This is a genomic window from Paenibacillus sp. UNC451MF (assembly GCF_000686845.1).
Lineage (GTDB): Bacteria > Bacillota > Bacilli > Paenibacillales > NBRC-103111 > Paenibacillus_S.
In genome coordinates, this window is sequence record NZ_JMLS01000034.1 from 15,838 (window position 1) to 34,016 (window position 18,179).

18 protein-coding genes are annotated in these 18,179 nt (G+C 42.8%); 6 read left to right on the plus strand and 12 right to left on the minus strand.

The window, feature by feature from the left end:
- Positions 1-17: 17 nt before the first annotated feature.
- Positions 18-629 carry a DUF4304 domain-containing protein gene (locus tag BP97_RS0127285; protein WP_028551957.1) on the minus strand — a complete coding sequence of 204 codons (612 nt, stop codon included), beginning with the start codon at positions 627-629 and terminating at the stop codon, positions 18-20.
- A gap of 211 nt (positions 630-840) precedes the next feature.
- Here BP97_RS0127285 and BP97_RS0127290 point away from each other — a divergent pair, with 211 nt between their 5' ends.
- On the plus strand, positions 841-1,296 hold the full coding sequence (locus BP97_RS0127290; RefSeq protein ID WP_028551958.1) for an AraC family transcriptional regulator: 456 nt from the start codon (positions 841-843) through the stop codon (positions 1,294-1,296).
- 346 nt (positions 1,297-1,642) lie between these two features.
- On the opposite strand, the gene BP97_RS0127295 is transcribed toward BP97_RS0127290, so the two are convergent.
- Together BP97_RS0127295 and BP97_RS0127300 are read right to left on the minus strand one after the other, a co-directional pair.
- A complete protein-coding gene (locus tag BP97_RS0127295; RefSeq protein ID WP_028551959.1) occupies positions 1,643-2,530 on the minus strand; it encodes an alpha/beta fold hydrolase in 888 nt (295 codons plus the stop codon).
- 242 nt (positions 2,531-2,772) lie between these two features.
- Positions 2,773-3,480: a DNA alkylation repair protein gene (locus tag BP97_RS0127300; RefSeq protein ID WP_028551960.1), complete on the minus strand. Its 708-nt coding sequence runs from the start codon at positions 3,478-3,480 to the stop codon at positions 2,773-2,775.
- A gap of 223 nt (positions 3,481-3,703) precedes the next feature.
- On the opposite strand from BP97_RS0127300, the gene BP97_RS0127305 reads away from it, so the two are divergent.
- Positions 3,704-4,009, plus strand: a complete 306-nt coding sequence (locus tag BP97_RS0127305; protein ID WP_028551961.1) for a hypothetical protein — start codon at positions 3,704-3,706, stop codon at positions 4,007-4,009.
- Between the two features lie 165 nt (positions 4,010-4,174).
- On the opposite strand, the gene BP97_RS0127310 is transcribed toward BP97_RS0127305, so the two are convergent.
- The 3 genes from BP97_RS0127310 to BP97_RS0127325 form a co-directional block, all read right to left on the minus strand.
- Entirely contained in the window at positions 4,175-4,756 is a 582-nt protein-coding gene (locus BP97_RS0127310) for a hypothetical protein (RefSeq protein ID WP_081824381.1), read from the minus strand.
- A 369-nt stretch (positions 4,757-5,125) separates the two neighbouring features.
- Positions 5,126-5,548, minus strand: a complete 423-nt coding sequence (locus tag BP97_RS0127315; RefSeq protein WP_028551963.1) for a DoxX family protein — start codon at positions 5,546-5,548, stop codon at positions 5,126-5,128.
- Between the two features lie 636 nt (positions 5,549-6,184).
- Positions 6,185-7,048, minus strand: a complete 864-nt coding sequence (locus BP97_RS0127325; protein ID WP_036746627.1) for a helix-turn-helix domain-containing protein — start codon at positions 7,046-7,048, stop codon at positions 6,185-6,187.
- 182 nt (positions 7,049-7,230) lie between these two features.
- On the opposite strand from BP97_RS0127325, the gene BP97_RS0127330 reads away from it, so the two are divergent.
- Positions 7,231-8,547, plus strand: coding sequence for an ABC transporter substrate-binding protein (locus BP97_RS0127330; protein WP_028551965.1), 1,317 nt, complete (start codon positions 7,231-7,233; stop codon positions 8,545-8,547).
- Between the two features lie 325 nt (positions 8,548-8,872).
- On the plus strand, positions 8,873-8,986 hold the full coding sequence (locus BP97_RS41190; protein ID WP_231506448.1) for a YjcZ family sporulation protein: 114 nt from the start codon (positions 8,873-8,875) through the stop codon (positions 8,984-8,986).
- Between the two features lie 197 nt (positions 8,987-9,183).
- Here the strand turns inward: BP97_RS41190 and BP97_RS0127335 are convergent, their stop codons facing one another.
- Together BP97_RS0127335 and BP97_RS0127340 are read right to left on the minus strand one after the other, a co-directional pair.
- Positions 9,184-9,855 carry a CatB-related O-acetyltransferase gene (locus BP97_RS0127335; RefSeq protein WP_028551966.1) on the minus strand — a complete coding sequence of 224 codons (672 nt, stop codon included), beginning with the start codon at positions 9,853-9,855 and terminating at the stop codon, positions 9,184-9,186.
- A gap of 237 nt (positions 9,856-10,092) precedes the next feature.
- The gene (locus tag BP97_RS0127340) at positions 10,093-11,319 is read right to left on the minus strand and encodes an MFS transporter (RefSeq protein ID WP_028551967.1); all 1,227 of its coding nucleotides are present in this window, start codon (positions 11,317-11,319) and stop codon (positions 10,093-10,095) included.
- A gap of 149 nt (positions 11,320-11,468) precedes the next feature.
- Between BP97_RS0127340 and BP97_RS0127345 the strand changes: the two genes are divergently transcribed.
- Positions 11,469-12,065: a TetR/AcrR family transcriptional regulator gene (locus BP97_RS0127345; RefSeq protein WP_028551968.1), complete on the plus strand. Its 597-nt coding sequence runs from the start codon at positions 11,469-11,471 to the stop codon at positions 12,063-12,065.
- Positions 12,066-12,755: 690 nt separating this feature from the next.
- On the opposite strand, the gene BP97_RS0127360 is transcribed toward BP97_RS0127345, so the two are convergent.
- Positions 12,756-13,178, minus strand: coding sequence for a GNAT family N-acetyltransferase (locus BP97_RS0127360; protein ID WP_028551970.1), 423 nt, complete (start codon positions 13,176-13,178; stop codon positions 12,756-12,758).
- Between the two features lie 127 nt (positions 13,179-13,305).
- On the opposite strand from BP97_RS0127360, the gene BP97_RS37605 reads away from it, so the two are divergent.
- The gene (locus BP97_RS37605) at positions 13,306-14,169 is read left to right on the plus strand and encodes a LysR family transcriptional regulator (protein ID WP_036746628.1); all 864 of its coding nucleotides are present in this window, start codon (positions 13,306-13,308) and stop codon (positions 14,167-14,169) included.
- 362 nt (positions 14,170-14,531) lie between these two features.
- On the opposite strand, the gene BP97_RS37610 is transcribed toward BP97_RS37605, so the two are convergent.
- Genes BP97_RS37610 through BP97_RS0127385 form a run of 3 tightly spaced genes read right to left on the minus strand, consistent with a single transcriptional unit; the run spans position 14,532 to position 18,111 of the window.
- A complete protein-coding gene (locus BP97_RS37610) occupies positions 14,532-16,418 on the minus strand; it encodes an FAD-dependent oxidoreductase (protein ID WP_051621008.1) in 1,887 nt (628 codons plus the stop codon).
- The gene (locus BP97_RS0127380; protein WP_028551971.1) at positions 16,415-17,239 is read right to left on the minus strand and encodes an FAD-dependent oxidoreductase; all 825 of its coding nucleotides are present in this window, start codon (positions 17,237-17,239) and stop codon (positions 16,415-16,417) included. The genes BP97_RS37610 and BP97_RS0127380 overlap by 4 nt, the downstream gene beginning before the upstream one ends.
- 38 nt (positions 17,240-17,277) lie before the next feature.
- On the minus strand, positions 17,278-18,111 hold the full coding sequence (locus BP97_RS0127385) for an AraC family transcriptional regulator (protein ID WP_028551972.1): 834 nt from the start codon (positions 18,109-18,111) through the stop codon (positions 17,278-17,280).
- Between the last annotated feature and the right edge of the window lie 68 nt (positions 18,112-18,179).

The window sequence follows — 18,179 nt, forward strand, 5'->3', positions numbered from 1 at the left end:
AACCCCCTAAAATAATCCTAGAGCTTATCAAATTCCACTCCATATTTATTGAAGATTGCGTCATATTTATTTTCGAATATGGTCCATCTCTGTTCTGTTCCATACTTTTCCTGTAAAGCCTTCAAATAGTGTTTAGCTGCTCCTACATCATTCGATTGTAATAGCAAATGGAAGCTCTCTTCGCCCAGATGTAAAAATGGACCTGAAGTGTAATAATCAACAAGAGATCTGGTACTAGTCATAGTATCATAGAATTGAATAACCTCTTCTAATCCACTTAGGAGCGTTTTTCTTAAATCATCCATATTCGTATCAAGAGTGATTGAAAATCGATCTGGAACAGACTTGGCAATTTCCCCAATTCTTGCTCTGAAGTGACAATCCACTTCTTTGGGTGCTGTCACAATTTCTCTCGATTGTATCTGTGCCAACTCCGCTGCATAAATACCGCAATTCACATAAAACATTACATTGTCCGCTGAATTACCAGAGGATTTTTGGAAGTTGAACATGTAAATGAGGTTGTCTGTTATCTTATTGAAATTCAAACCCTTCTTAGTGAAGCCACGCTTGGAAAGGAACGGCTTTACGTCCTGCTTAATCATATCGTTAAAGAGCTGCTGCAACACGATCCCCCATTCCATATTAATAACATTTTATCCTATCTGTTACTTTAATGAAAAGGCAGCCGATCATGATGACCGGCTACCCACGATTTTGTCCTCCTATTTCAGCTACAAGAGACAACTTTTGAAGTTCAAAAAAAACAAATGATTATTTTTTTATATCATGTTAGCATTCGAAATGTACCAAATCTAATACAGAAAGGAATAAAAAGGTATGAATATTAAAATCGAAACACTTCCGAATTATCGCATCGCATATGTGCGACAAGTTGGCCCGTATGGCTCTGGAAACATTCAAGCTATGGATAAGTTAAAAAAATGGGCCAAGGAGAAAAATCTACTTACCGAATCTGCAGTAATTCTCGGTATTCCGCAGGATAATCCAGAAAAGACGGCACCTGAAAGCTGTCGATATGATGCTTGTATTGTCATTTCAAACGATTATCAAATTGATAATTCAATTTGCGATAGTACACTTTCTGGTGGAAACTATGTTATTTGCAAAGTCAAACATACATCGGAAGATATTCAAAAAGCATGGGTTGAAATTTTCCCAGCTTTACAAAACAGCGGATATCAAATTGATAACAAACCGATTTATGAAAGATACACTAATGATATGATTTACAACGATTATTGCGAAATATGTGTACCTGTAAAACCATTATAATTTGCTTTGACAACTAATAAGAAAACTGCCTGTTAGCTTAACGCGGCTGCCAATCTATACCGGCAGCCGTGTCTTGGTTGCTTATTGTGCTATCGTAACTGTTAGTTTAATAAATTGTTACTGTTTCAGTTCATTAAGAGAGACAAACGATTCAGCAATTGTTTGTACTTGTTCTTACGACAACTATCTATAACCATCTTATCAACAGTAGGCCGGGCAGCTCCTGGCAGCCGCGTCGTTGTTGATTTTTAAACACCTCTTGTTTCCTCTCGATCAATCACGAATATCTTGGCGGATTACGGGTCGAGCTTGCTCTGGCCTCACAATAAAATGCTCTTACAGCACGTCAGTCCCGGCCCGCCTCGTAAAACTTCTGCGCTACCATGTCCGGCCTTGTGCGAGTATCCGTAAAGTGGTCCCCGTCGCCGACGATAAGGCGGAATTGGCCGAGCCGTGTGGACATATGTGGATTCCAGCCGAAGCCCTCTCCTTGTGGCAATGCATTGTCTTGGAAAAAATATACATAGCTTTTGGGTATAGACAACGCATAGAACTCTTTAAGATCCAGCTTCTCGAAAAGCGGTCTAGCAGGTTCCGGAGTGACACCTTCATACATTCGTCTGGCTTCCTCCAAGTTGGCCGTATTGACGAACAAATCCCGAAACAGTGGAAACGGAAGCATGATCGTATCGTCCTTCGAGCCAGCTCTGAGTTGCTCGAAACCTTCTCTCGTTTGAGGCGGTAGCTCGTCGGCAACAGATTCGCCATCTCTCAGTACGAACGCGTCCCAGAAGACGAGGCGCTTGATTCGATCTGCTACCTGTTCCGCAACCTTTTGGATAACAGTTCCGCCGAAGCTGTGCCCCACGAGAACGAAGTTTCTTAGGTTCAGTTTCATTATAAAATCAACGACGGACTTCGTTATCATCGCATGCGTGACATCTTTGTTCGGATCTTTACCGTGACCTGCGTATTCGGGTGTATAGACAGTATGCCCTTGACTGCGCAGCACCGCTGCTACGCCGTCCCAGAAGTGGGCGTCAGCCCAAGATCCATGCACAAGCACGAAGGTAAGCCGTTGCTGCGAAGGTAAACGGTATCTTTCATCCGATTCGAGGGCATCATGGCTCCAGAGCCACCATCCTTCAGAATATGGGGAGTTATAATAACCGCGGGGCATAAACCTATAATCGGGATAAGGGAATGGATGAACTTCTTGGAGATAAGGATACATATAAGACATCCTCTCAAATCGATATATAATCAGCTTATGCCCACTGCGTTTGAGAGGTTCCCACACTCGATCCACCGAAAAAAAGAGAGAACGGTGGTGGAACTGAAATAACCGTACTGATTCCAATCTGTGAAAGTAACTATTTTGTAGAAAAGGCAATTGTTTTAACCCCGACCACAACCACCAATATGGTACGGCTTACCATATCACTCTAACAGCTTTGTTAAAAATGAGGGATATTTCTAACACCTTACATATTTGCGTTTGAACCCGAGCTGCCCTTTATCTGCCGCCTTCTGAATATTAACGGAAGCGTTCAGAAACTTGCTTTTTGTCGTCCCACGATTGACTTCTACCGGACCTACTGTCCTCGCGATCTCGACCGCCTTATCATAGAGCGGCAGGTAGGATACCCCCACAGTGTATATAAAAGTATTCATCGAGTATTTCGTGCGTTCTGGAGCATCATGAATCGTGTTTTTCACATGTTCCAGCATATCAACGATTTTGCCTTCTGAAAATTCACTGTCCGGACGATTGCCGAGCAGCCAGCAGTAACAGCTCCAGCCCGCCGACATTTTCAGATCAATATCGCTTGCTATCCATTCATCCGCAACTTCTTGCGCAATATCTGTTTCTGCCAAAGTGACTGCCACAACGAAATCCGATATCATATAAAAATAAGCTCCGTCTATCCACCGCTCAAAATCTGCCTCGGTCATTACTTTTGGGTCCGCGATCACCCCGGCAAAGTACATGGCATCGTAATTCCCTGTCGCATAGAGCTGCTCAGCCAATGGTTGATTGCGTTTTATTTTCCTGAAGAGGGGCTTCATCTGGCCTGTAGCTACGCCAAACAGCGGTTCGTGCGCGCCATTGGATTGGTATATCTTTTTGGTACGTTCCTTTCCGAGAGCTTCCAGCTCTTGCATGACCGTTTCTAGATTCATGGTTTGCACATCCTTTTTAATATTTTGTCTTTAGGATTACAGCTTTACTTGAATATATCATAAAGAGGCCTTAATCCAATGAAATCCGGACCAAGACCGCTTGATTTTTTTCTATATGCTACCACGGTTCACCAAGCCTTATCTAATCACATATGTCATTAGTACAGGCACTATCATTCCTTGGTTCATAAGATATCCTATATTTTTCAAAAGGAGGAATCTTATGGCCGCCACAGTTAAACAAGTATTATTTCAAATTGCTAGATTATCAACAAAATTAGCAAACAGCGTACAATTCAGAAAGAAATTTGAAGATATTATTGGCGACACACAAACAGGCACAAATAAAAGAGTCCTACAAATGAGAGCGTTGTTAAAATCGGCTGGTTTCAGATCACCAAATCGGGTACGAATATTTAATGATTTGGGAGAAACGCCAAGGGTAGTAATCTCTTATGATGCAATAGACGTCATATTACAAACAAGTGTAACCCTTTCCTTTACTTTTCAATTGAACCCAGGGCCATGATTGATAACTAGGGCACCAAAATGGTGTCCTTTGGTTTGAAAATTCCATGTAAGGTGCCCTGAATTTTAAAAATATGATCACCAACAGCGCGGAGAAGCCTTCGTGCTCTGGCTAGTGAGCATTATTCACAGCAACATATCATTCATCAAACTCTCATAAGAAGTATCATCGATGACTTACCAATCTCTTCCCCCACGGTTTTAGATACGAGATCGCAGTTAAAAAGATTAATATTGCTAAAACGATTACGCTTCCAGTCAATATCATTTTTTGACTATGAAGGTATTCAGGGTTTTGCATGGGTTCAAGCTCTTTTAGAGAAAGCGCATCTAATGCCTTTTCAATCCACGTACCAATAAAAATACTACCAAAGAAAATCGTCATCAAATTGCCGACCCACTTCATGATAACCCAATAATATGTGGTGATCCCCCACGCCCCAACAGCAAGCCATAGACCAGTTGCCAAACTCCCTAAAGCCCCTGGAACGATTAAGTACAAGTCAAAATATTTGATGAAATAATGAGCTGCATAAATAAGTTCGCGATCTTTAATATAGAGTGTAAAAAGTGTTAAGACGAAATTACCTAACACTCCTGTATAATACATAATTACAAAGAGAACATGGAAGATTACCCACCATTTTTTCCGTTTTGCATCTAATCTGGTACCCCTTAATTTACCCACCGAGATTATTGACCCCGCAATCAGTAAAACCAATAATAATGTCCACAAAAAAGCAATCATAAGAATTGACCCCTCACCCATAAAATTTTAACTTACAACGGTTTGCAAGTTTCATCTTACAGGTCGATTACTGACAACTATGTGTCAGTTTTTAAAATAATATCTTTGGTATTTTCCTGCCCGCTAGCTTAATCCAGTAGGGACTTTTCGTATACCTCCTATTTCACTTTAAATAGATTCTTTGGGAATGAGATCAAGTTTTTGTCATTAGGTTTTGACAAGAACCTTATCCCATAAAAATGAAAAAGCCGCGATATACGCGGCACTTAATGAGTTAGTGTTCTTGTCACCCGACAATAATGCGGTTGCCGATTATGTCAGCAGCTGCGCTGTAGTTTAAACTAGCGATCTCAAAATTACACTCCCTCCTTAAAGGATACGGCTCTTCTGACGTAGCGCCCACGAGGCGATATTTAGTGCAGCATATAAAAGCGGAAGGATAATATGAAACCCGTAATCACCATAATCGTTAGCAAACGCATGAGATGAAGCCGCACCAGTCATTAAAAAGAAGATACCAGCGTGAGCCCATTCTTTAAGCCGAGGAAAACCTGGAACGACGAGAGCGATGGCTCCAAGCACTTTCCAAATCCCGAGAATGGTCAAAATGTATAATGGGTAATCAAGATTCGTCACTAACTCGACGTTTCCCCCATATTGCATCAGTTGCCCGATACCACTTAACATAACAGCTGCTGCGAGTAGTAATGTGACTGTCCAGTAAGCAATCATTTTTCCTCGGGGCTGGGTTTCTAGTTTCGCGGTTGTTTCCGCACTGATAAATGTACTCATTTTGTTTCCTCCTCATTATTGTTTCAAGTGAAACTCTTTCAGGTTCCTAATTTCCAAATGATTCGCTTCCTATTGGACACCATTTGGTGACACTTTGATTATAGGACACCATTTAGTGTCGTGTCAACAAGCTTTTTAATCTCAAAATGTTTAAAAGCCTCAGTGCGATAAAGTCGAAGTTTTATGATCATGTCTTTTGCGGCTTTAATCCCTCTCTTCAATTCACGGCAGTCCATCGGGAATGAGATAAAGTTCCTGTCAAATCCTGATGACATGAGATTTATCCCATAACTCAAAAAAGCCACGATTTACGCGGCAATTAATGAGATAATGTTCTTGTTACCCGATTAGCGACTCCGCTGCATTTACTAACCTCCCGATTCCAATCCGTCATTAATATTTGTGAGTTTCTACTTCGCAGAAACGGGATACAGCGAAAATTAATGTCATTAACTATCTACATATGAACCCTGCTTCTCTTTTATAGTTACCTGTCTATGAGACCCTTTAACGTTAGAATAAGCTGCTTCAAAGCAATCATCATTGTTATTCCCAGGCTGTTTCCAAACTCTGATGCTTTCCGTCCCATATCGATCACCTTAGGCATGATTCACAGCATGTACAGACTACGGCTCTTTAATTGAACGAAATATGATCGACTCGGATCGTTTGTTTGCTTGAGCGAAATTTGCCTGGAGATACACCCGTCAACTTGCGGAACACTTTATTAAAGTAGTTCTCGTCCGAATACCCTGTAAGCCGAGCAATATCCCCCATATTGAGTTTGGTTTGGCGAAGCAGCTCCATCGCTTTATCCATGCGGGTTTTGGTTAAATACTGCATAGCGGTCATGCCACATGTTGCGTGAAACAATCTCGAAAATTTGTACTTGGAGATGCCAAGCGACCGGCTAAGTTCCTCAATACTGTTGATGACCGCGTAATTCTCATGAATCAGCTTTAACGCTTTTACAATAACTTCGGGCCAAGTATCCGGCGAAGTCTGATTATATTTAAGGGACTGATAAACCTCCATTACAAACTGGGCAGCCAATCCCGATGCTTTGTAGCCGTTGGTGATGAACTTTTTGCTCGCTTCCAGATAAATGTGTTCTAATGTACGAATCACCGGCGTGTCAGGAGCGAAACGAACCACGGGACCTGAATGATTTTGGACAGTGGACCAGCACTCTAATGATTCCGGCCCAATCAAGGTAATAAATATAAATTCCCAAAATTCGCTTTCTTTTGGAAGGTAATATCGGTGGTCGGTTCCGGTTACGACTAGAAAGGCAGAATTTTGCTCGAGCGGGTATGTTTGGGTCCCGATGCGAATTTCCCCCCTTCCGGCAAGTGTATATTGGAAAATGCATTGATTATTTGTAGCCCTCTGCAGCCCATCCCATTCGTAATTGCTATTCCGCTTTTCCCAGCCAATGTAAACGATTTCAGCAAATGGCGTAGACGGACCGTCTTTGAATTGAAAACCGTAAACACTCATATCGTATCTCCTTGCAATTTTTTACCTATTCATGATAATTCATTACCATTGAGGTCCAGTTAAATCTATTATAATATTCAATTTGTACAAGGCAATACATAATGGAAATATTTCAAGCTTCATTGCAATTTTCTCCACTTTATTAAGGTTTTGTAAAACTTGAATGAAGGGATTTGAAACAAATGAAAGCGAAGTTGAAAATGAGACATGCATTATCGGTTGTTCTTTTAATTAATCTGTTGGCGGGTTGCAGTTCAGGAAGCTCGGATTCGGGTGCTTCTCCAGCCGCCGGTGCTGGGAAAACCGAAGAACATCACGAACCTGTGACGTTAATGCTGCACCCGGGCCAATTGATCACACCGGAAGACTTGGAACTTATGATTAATGAACCGCTCCACCGAAAATATCCCTATATTACCGTTGAGGTGATAGACCGGACCAAAAATGATTTGCAAAATCATGTAGCTTCAGGAAGTCAATTGGATCTGATCACAACCTGGAACGGCAGCATGTCTGCGGCAATGGACCTGAAAGTATTCGAGGATCTTGCACCGCTGGCGAAAGCAAATGGTTTTGACTTAAGCAGGTTCGACCAACAAGCGCTCGAGACCATCAAAAACATTTCCAACGATGGGAAGCTGTATGGCCTGCCTTACAACAGACAGTTTAACGCGCTTTACTACAATAAGGATATTTTTGATAAATTCGGAGTCGAGTATCCGAAGGACGGCATGACCTGGGAAGATGTGATCCAGCTGTCCAAAAAGTTAACAAGGACTGAAAACGGCGTTGCTTATCGTGGACTGGATCCGGAAAGCATCCAAAGATTGAGTTTTCCTTTGTCCTTAAATATAGTTGACGCCTCTACCCATAAAACAACCATCAGCGCCAACTATGAAACTTATAAAAAATTGTTTGAATTGGGCAAAGATGTATACGCTTTACCTGAGAACAAACCACCTAAATGGGGGACCAGTACATACGACTCTTTTATCAAAGACAAAACAGTCGCCATGACGGCAACCGTCAATATGTTCCCTTACATTGCGCAAGCTCCTGAATACAATTGGGATGTTGTCCAGTATCCGAGCTACAAGGATAAACCTAATGTTGCCGGGATGTACGACTTACACATCATGTCCATCAGCAAAACAAGCCAACACAAGGAAGAAGCGATGAAAGTACTCGAAGTTCTGTTTTCGGACGAAGTGCAAATGATCGCTACGAAAAAAACCGGACGCATTTCGCTGCTGAACGATCCGAAATTCCAGCAGGCTTACGGTGCGGATATGCCTATTTTGAAAGGAAAGCATCTGGAAGGTATCTTCAAGAGCAAGCCTGCGTCTGCACCGAGATTATCAATCTTCTATTCTAAAGCTTCCAGCATTCTGGAAAGTCACTTCAGGAAGTATGTTGACGGCGCAAAAGATACAAATACGGCACTTCGTGATGCCGAGGAGGAAATTAATAATTACGTTCGATCGCAAACCGGAAACTAATAGGGCGCGACTATCCACGCTTCATATCCTCGGGATAATCTTCCCGGGGATTTTTTTTAATGAGAAATGGGTTTGAGCCTGATACCACAATTCTTTGAAGCGTCGTGTCTCTGTCTCTGCAGGTTTCGCTAACTATCTAGAACGTACATTAATATCAAGCATTACCCAAAAAAAAGGTAATCAAATGTCTATAATTTGATTCATGATAAATATTCTTTAATGATACATGTAACCTCGGGTCACGCGTCCACTCACTATGTGCAATTTTCGCATAACTTGATTTCGAGGTAAAAACCTCATTTCAAATTGGAAGGAGAATTCAACAATGGGTGGATTAGGTGGAGTAGGTTGTGGAGTAGGCGGAGTATTTACAAGTACTGGGGTTATTTTGGTTCTTTTCATTCTTTTGGTTATTATCCTTCGTAGTTGTTTTATTTAACTGTTTTAGCCCATGTTCCTAAATACTTGGAACATGGGCTTTCTCCACTTTAATAAAAAACATCCAATTATGAAGCATACTCATAAGCTAAATTCACTTATTGGACGCCAACCTGTACAGCACCATGCACCATTCTTTATTACTTCACTTGATCCAAGCTCTTGTTCCGTGTCATCCGTTCATACGACTCCTTTTTATTAAGTGAGGTGATCAAATGGTTTTATTTCCCTTTGATAAAAGTCATATAATTGATTAATCGAAGAACTGGATAAGATGTGACTGGCTCGTTCAATTGTCTCACGTTCCCAATCGAACCAACGCATTTCCTTTAACTTTGCGATTTCTAAGTCTGAAAAGCGTTTCTTTATCTCTTTAGCAGGGTTGCCGCCTACTATCGTATAAGGTGGGACATCTTTGACAACAACCGATCCTGCCGCAACAATGGCACCTTCACCTATTTTCGCACCGGGCATAATCATTGCATTCATACCAATCCAGGCATCACTTTCGATGACTGTATCCCCTTTTGATTCGTAAGAGGCTTCAATCTGCTCTACAAACGGATACACAGTAATCCATTCAGGATGATGATTGTGGTTTCCACCCATTAATATAATTACACCACTTGCAATGCATACGTAATTACCTATTATCAATTTATCTAAAATCCAACCATGGTCTTTGATGGGATTAAATAGCTTTCTTGATTTTTCATCTCCCCAAAGGTATCTAACGCATCCATCTTCAAAATCATGATTATCGTAATAACCAGAGTAGTAGGAGTAATCCCCTACCTCAATCATTGGGTTGGTGACAATATCCTTAAGATACATAATTTCAGACCAGTGGTTAGATCGATGTTGTTTCATTCTTTTCCCTCGCTTCTAAGTAATATAAATCATTTTTTTACTTAGAAGCTTAATGCAATAGCAACATTCTTAAGCCGTTTCAAACGACGGACCATCGCCCTCATCCTTATCTAATATGATGGGGACATTGTAACAAACGATCATTTATTCGTCAAATCATGCATCACTGTCCGAACTACGGTTGCCGATCCATGCCAGCAGTCGTGAATTCGTTGTTTATTAAGCTATCGTTCCTTGTTAACTGAACCGTTTTTCGTTGCTGTCATTTTTAAGGGTATAACCCCAAAAAAGGAATGCGATTACGCTTATTGAAGTCCCTAGAATGCATACCCCGAACCATCCCGCCCACGAATAAATCCAAGTTGAGGCTACCGCTCCTGTTGCGCTCCCAATAGAATAAAAGATCATGTACCCCGCGGTTAGCCGACTTCTCGCTTCTGGACGAACACTTAAAATCATACTTTGATTGGTAACGTGAACCGCCTGCACCGCGAAATCCAACATGATAACTCCCACGACAAAAAGCCACAAGGAATGTTGTAGGAACCCTATTGGCAACCAGGAAGCCGTTAGAAGTAACAATGCGGCGCCAGTTGTCCGTTGTCCTAATCCCCGGTCTGCTAGCCGCCCCGCCCTACTGGCAGCAACCGCTCCTGCTACGCCAGCAAGTCCAAACAACCCAATTGCGCTGTGGCTTAACGAAAGTGGTGAAGAACTCATTGGCAATACCATCGAGGACCATAAAATACTAAAGTCCGAAAAAATGAAGAATGCAAGTAGTGCACGAATTCTTAAAAGAGGAATCTGCACGAATAAATCTTTCACGGAGCGGAGCAACTCCGAATATGAGAATTGAGGTGATGGGCGTCGAGAAGCAGGTGTAACGATCAGGAATGCACCAACCATGCAAACCGTGATTGCAGCCGAGACTATATAGACAGACCGCCATCCTGCTAAATCTGACAACGTGCCGGAAAAAGTACGCGCTAATAGAATCCCAATTACGATTCCACTCGTAACGAGTCCAATTGTCTGGCCACGATAATGCTGCGAGGATTGAGCTGCGGCAAGCGCTACGAGGACTTGAGCAACGACTGCCAGGAAACCAACCATCCCCATACCTATAAATAGGACTACAGTATTCGAAGCTACAGAAACAATACTTAAGGCAATCGCTGACAATACCATCATCCCGGTTACTAACCGGCGCGGATTGAGCAAATCCCCTAGCGGGACCAGAAGAAATAATCCTATCGCATAGCATATCTGCGTTGCTGTTACGATTGTGCCAACGATAGCCTTACTGATACCAAAATCTATGGCGATCACATCCAGCAAAGGCTGGGAAAAATAAATCGAAGCTACTGCGGAACCGCAGACGACTGCATACAGTAAAGCTGCCTTTCTCGAGAATTGAGCTTGCGACTCCGTGTAATTCGGACGTGCTTCTGGGGAACTGGACATTGAAAAACCTCCTTTATTGTACCGAACGGTATTTAATTTGAGTATCATTATATTCAATAAAATCACTTAAAGTCAACCCATTGTTGACAAAATTATTCTGGTTTATTATCATAATTACATACCATATGGTAATTTTTATAGGGGGCATTATGGCCAGAATTCGAGAGTTTGATGAACAAAAGGCATTGACAGAAGCCATGTACCTTTTTTGGGAAAAAGGGTACGAAGCCACGACATTAAACGATTTAACCACTCGTATGGGGATTCAGAAGCCAAGTTTGTACTCTACCTACGGCGATAAATCGTCCTTGTTTGAAGCCGCACTTCGCAATTATAATCAACAACATGCTAAATACGTCCGATCTAAGCTAAATAAAATAACAAGCGTCAAAGCTGCTTTCCGAAGTCTGTTTCAGGAAGGGGTGTTCCCAGACGGTGATCATGGGCGAAGTGGCTGTTTTTGTGTCAATACGATGGTGGAACTCGCTCCGCACGATGCCAAGTTTGAAATTTTAACACGAGAGCATCAGCAGTATTTGGCTGCGGTTTTTGAAAATACACTCAATCGGGGGGTAACATCCGGCGAGATTGATGAAACTGTTGACTGCCATGCGATAGCTCAAACCCTCGTGGTAACCTTTGTAGGGATAACCGTATTGAAAAAATCAAATCCAAACCAGGAATGGATCGACAATTGTATTGATTCAGCGCTGTCGCTACTCACTTCCCCACTGATTCACGGTTAAAAAAATAAACGCTGCCCAAGTTGGGCAGCATTTGTTTTTTCTATAAGTGGTATAGTCAAAGTTTTGCGACAGACTATCAAAAGAAAATGTCTTCTCCTTCAATTCCCTTCAATAACCCAATTCTTTACTAACAAAATGTAATTTACAAATATTAATAATCGAACTGCAACATTATCTAGTTTTACTTAGGTCTAGGTTAGCGATTCACAAGAATACTAAACGAGGTTAACAATTATGAAAAAAAAGATTTGAAAATATCATTGTTTCTGCGACTGCCTTATTATCTTTTACCCTTGTTACTCAAAGCTTTGCTGCTTCTAAAGCTGGGTACTGAAAGTAAGTTTAATCCAAATGATGAAATTACACGTGAAGCAGCTGAAGAATTATTCAATGCAGTCGAGTACTTGAAGGCTCACACAACACCAGCTTCCAGCAATGAAGCTCATACTCTTCAAACAATGCTTGCATAGTGAAGATCATCCCTTTTGTTTTTTCGCTATGTACACCTAATTTCCCACTGTGATGGTAAAATTATTCATTACAGTGGAAACGTACCCTCTATATTTAAACTCCACGTCATATGTCTTTCTCATTTCCCCCATGAAAAAATCCCCTCCAAGTAAACTTGTAGTACGCTTGCTTCGTACCGTCTACATAAAGGGGATAATATCTTGATCCGTGCCGCATTGCTTACTTGTTAGTATCTTTAGAATATACAAAAAAGCCGCTTCTTTTTTCCCAACCTATAGCGGACCAAAAATAATTGCCTCCGATGTTGTTTTCAATAACAAATATGTGACACTTACCTATCCCCTGCTCTTCTAATTTTTTCAAACTCATTTCCACAAGTTTATTTCCAATCTTTTGTTTTCGGAAATTAGGATTCACTGCTAAGTGATATATAAACCCTCTTCTTCCATCGTGACCGGTTAAAATGGTTCCAATTATTTTATTGTTTTCCTCGCAAACAAAGCTAAGTCCCTTATTTCTATTTAAATACAGTTCAATGTTTGGTCTAGAATCTGCATCGCTTAATGCCAGCCCTTCAATTTCGTTCCATAGACAATAAATTTGTTCATAATCTTCAATTGTCATTTCTCTTATCTTATACATTCCTAAGTCCCTCCATTAGATGCTTGTATCAAATATATTTTAAGTATATTATAGAAAATAAATTAATCAAATGAATAGTTTTAATCGTTTGCATTAATATAATTCATGTATAAGCTGAGGAAGAGATATGATACATCATTTACAGTTTGAAGTTTTCTTAAAAGTATATGAAACCGGGAGCTTCACAAAAGCCGCTGAAAAATTAAATATGACTCAATCTGCAGTAAGCCACTCCATTGCTGCATTAGAAAAGAATTTAGGTATTAAATTATTTGAACGGGTGAATAGAACTGTAAAAATAACTCAGGCTGGTATATCTATACTCCCACATGTAAGAGAAATTTTTAATCAGGAAGAAATTATTAAGCAGAAAGCAAGAGGACTTGTTGACCTTGAATTTGGTCTAATTAAAATCGGTTGCTTTCCGAGTTTCATAGCAAACCTGCTTCCTGGACTTATTAAAAAATATAATGAAATGTTTCCTAAGATCGAATTCCATGTATTAGAGGGGGATTATAATGACATTATTGAATGGGTTAAAGAGGGCAGCGTTGATTTCGGTATTTCTATCAATTCAAGCGAATTAACATTCGAGCCATTAATTCATGATTCAATGCTTGTTGTGATGTCTGAATCACATCATTTAAGAGATTCTCCTGTTGTAACTATAGAAGATATAGCTACTGAACCCTATATTAACGTAAAAGGATATGAAAAACTCCTAAATGAGATACTAAGAAACACGGAAATAAAACTAGATGTTAAATATAGTTTTCATAATACTTACTCAATAATATCAGCCGTAGAAGCAGGATTAGGAGTTTCACTACTTCCTGAGTTGGCTCTTCCCAAGCATAATGCAAAAATTTGCAGCAAACCATTATATCCGACTTTTACTCGTACGATAGGAACTGTTATAAGGTCGATTGAAACATTAACCCCTGCTTCTAAGTCGTTTTTAAACTTTTTATCTGAACAACTGATTTCATAAGCTTGTTGAAATTAATAAGACTAAAGCCTTATTGTTACAACTGGGAACAAATCTAATCCTAATTTTCAACTTTCGTTTTCTTGCTTCAGATTTTTTTTGATTTCACACAAAAAGAAAAGCCCTCTGAGTAGGCTCAGTCGGACTTTCGGCCAATATTTTTTCCCTTTCTTACGCGTTGATAAAGAATATCGATAATTTAGTAATGTGGGCTTGATTGCTCGTCTTCCGCAGCACTGGACTGCAGACTTGAAGCGGCTTTACTTGTTTTCTGGAAGAAGCAGCTTCAAATTCGGCGGCTTCCCTCCAGCAACAGCAATTACGCAGTCTGGTTTATTGAAGCTCCTCGGCATTGTAGCTTCTCCTCATTGCTCAACGCTATTAATCACCCATTTCTGAAGCCTATTGTTCACAATAGATCGTATCCGATCGATCATGGAATATTTAATGACGCGTGAGCCTTTAAAGGATATGTTTAGCTCGAGATTCGGATCATCCATTCTCTGATTTATACTCGATGCAACCGTTTTTCTTAAATCCGGATGATGCTCCGCTATGCGTAGTAAAGCCGTCAAAGAGTAGGAGAAGTATTGATAATACAGCTCCTGCGGGTCGGAGATAAATTCCCAGTTGCGTTCCTCCGGCTGCATATCCGGGAGCTCATTCGGATCGTGCAGAATCCGAAGCAGCTCCGGCACAATCCCGCGATCGCTAAGCTTCCCTAGCAAGTATATGGCTGCGTACCCCCGTACCTGATTGTATTTACGGCTTGTATTAGGAACGAACATGTCACGTTCCTCCACGATGCGTCTGAGTACGGGAATGGCGGAGTGATCGCCGATTAAGCCGAGCGCCATTGCACTATGCTTCATAAGATGCACCTCTTCGTCGATGAACAGCCAGAGCCGAAGCTGTGGCACGAAGGCTGCGCCAAGGCGCTTCGCTGACCAAATGGCAATGCCAGGCTTCGTACCGGACAAGCCATCGCGAATTTCTGCGGAGTCCGTTAGCCACTTTCGTGCAAGATGCCCTCCGCCACTAATAGGGACAGAGCTGTCCTTAAATTCAACACTTCGGTCATGTTCCTTACATCCCGTTTCTTCCAATAGCTGGCGCAGTTGCTCGTACGGAATCTGTTTCAAAGGATACCCTTTCGAGATGCTTAAGTAAGCCATATCGGCCGCAGCTTCTCCACTTTTTTGCATATCCCTTTTCATCCGAATACAACCAGCCAAGTCGTGATCCAGCGAGATGGTACGACCGGCAGCAATCAGCCCTTCGAAGCCTAATGGAATATGGGTGCCCATGGGAATGGGAACCGTAAAATTGAGGCCCCAAAGACTAGAAACAACGGACCAATCCTGCTGCACTTCGCTCTCAAATGCTATATCCTTACTATGATTATCTAAATTGGAATAGGCGTAAAACAGAGGCTCGTCGGAATGCTGACCGTCAATAAAAGCTGCGAACGAGACCGTCTCTTCGCCGACGATTAGTCTGCCTTCCCTCAGCCCTAATTGGGGAACAATTTTCAAGAGCCGCGATTCGTCCTTATAAACGGCCTTCAAATGCGTTTCTAAAAGCGACGATTCGGTAATCGCTTTGGACAGTGCTATGGGATCAGCCGCATTAACGTACCCCGAATCGGTATAATAATGCTCCACCTTATGCTGATGCAATCGCTGCACGACATTGGAGAACGGCTGCACTTGGCCGTCCGCCTCACGTCCACGCCGTACCGCACAGCCTGCAAGGGCGCACACCTCTGCTTCGCCTGTGGCGTCGATAAGGATCCGGCAGGCTGTATTCCGAATCCCTTCCGTTCCTGCCCAACGAATACCTTTGATCTGTGAACCTTCCAAAAACACACCGAGAGCAATGGCCTCGAATTGGAAGCGTAGCCCGGCCGCAGCAGCCACTTGCTCCAGAATTATGCTCTTTGCATTAGCATTCACGCCTCTGACTTGGAGAAAGTGCGATTCCCCCAGGGAGGCGGTTCTGGAATCCATCTCTTCATAAATTCCTCCACGAGTACCGAAATAATATCCGACCACGCCGCCTAGTGTCCCGGTTCCGCCCATTGCGTGCATTCGCTCGATACCGAACACTTTCAACCCGAGCTGCGCTGCTCGAATAGCTGCAACGGCACCTGCCGTTCCCAGTCCGACTACAATGACATCGAACGTTTCGTGAAAATCTGGGTCCGTTTCTTGCTGGGTTAGCTCTCCATTCCATAGCTCGGAAAGAATCATGGCTCCGTCACCTCCAGCTTCATTCGGCTTCCTACATCAAATGCCTGTATCGGGTCCGAATAGGCGGCGGACGGGTGCCATATCCAACCATGAGCGATTGGATGCGTCCCTGGGTCGACCTCCACATCGAAAGCATCCGCTATCGTGACAAGCTGCCATGGAAAGAGCGGCTCAGGGCGATTGGACCAAATGGACAGCAGTTGCGCACGTGCTTCAGCCCAGCTGTCCTCAACTCTGACCGTTAAGCAGGTCACCCATTCGGAGCAGAAGCGCCCCCTGTGAATGGCATACTCTTCGATGTGCGGTGGCGGCTCATCCGGTGCGTCCGGCCGATAAATCATCGCGCAAAGCCGTTTGCCGTGAAGCCGCTCCTGCGAAGAACTCCAAGACGTATCGCAAAAGCTCGTCGTATCGACGATTCGGTCAGCGATAACCTTGGATAGTCCTGCTGCATTCATCAGCGTTACTTCAAACCCGCCGCTTGGCTGTGATTTCACCTCGATAATACGGGTGAGGAAACGAACCTCAAGCTGCTCTCTGGAAATGAGCTGATGAAGCACAGGAACGAACGCGGGCCAATGTATGGCGCCGTCTTCTCCAATCATGTTCCTCATTTCCGCCTCTTCCCGCAATGCCGACGATCTTTCAGATACTCTCTGTGCTCTGTCTATTTTCGCTTTACAAAATGTCGACGTAAATTCCGGGCCAACGGCTCCTGTCCGCTCGACGACCATTGCTTTCTTTCCGTAATTGCATGCCAGCGAAAGCCCTGTAAACGTCGCTCCGGCAATGAGAACGGTGTATTGTTCCGTTTTAGACATACAGACTTCTCCCCTCCCTATTGCTAAATGGAATCAGCCTAAGCTCCGCGGTATTCCCGGGGGGACATCCCCGTAACCTTCGTAAACACCCTGGTGAAATAGAGCGGGTCGTTATAGCCAATCAATTTGGCAATTTCTCCGATCGGCTTCGACGTTCCGGTGAGCAGCGTTTTCGCGTGATCGATCCTTACCTTTTCGACAAACTGGAGTGGGCTGATTCCCAGCATCGATTTGAACAAAGCAGAATAATGACTTACGGACATGTACGCCTGCTCGGCTAGCACTTCACGACTTAACGGCTCGGCATAATGCTCGCGGATGAACAAGACACTGCTTTCCATTTGACGATAAGTTCTCTCCTGCCCCCGCTGCTCAGAGATGACGACATCGCAAAGACCGTCCATAATTCGGAACAAAGCCAGCTTTGCACTCCAATCGTAGCCCGTCTCCTTGGACTGCCAAAGTCGATACAACGACGCCGCCTGATCGTGTAAAGCATATCCGGGGAGCGAGATGACTCTGCGAAACGGCAATGGCGTATCGGAGAACGAGGTTTGGCAGTCCGTTCCTTCCCACTGAATACGCAATTGATGAAAGTGTACGCCGTAATATTGCAGCGGATTTTCCTGCGAGCTAGCTATATCCATTCGGATTCGAGGGGATACATGAAACATACATCCGGGTTTCAGGTCATACCCTTCATGGTTTAATTCAATGGTGCCTTCCCCTGCATAAATAAACGCCAAATTAAACAAATTCGTCGTCGGACGAATGACTCGGAACCCGACCGTCTCCCAGTAGGAAGTCGACCTGTGGGGCACATCCAATATTTTCGGATAAAATTGGTGCAGAAACTCCTTCGCTGCGGACATGGCGCCTCCTTCGTATTTTTGAGTCGGGAATAACCACATTTCAGAATATGAATAATCGTACGTCCGAT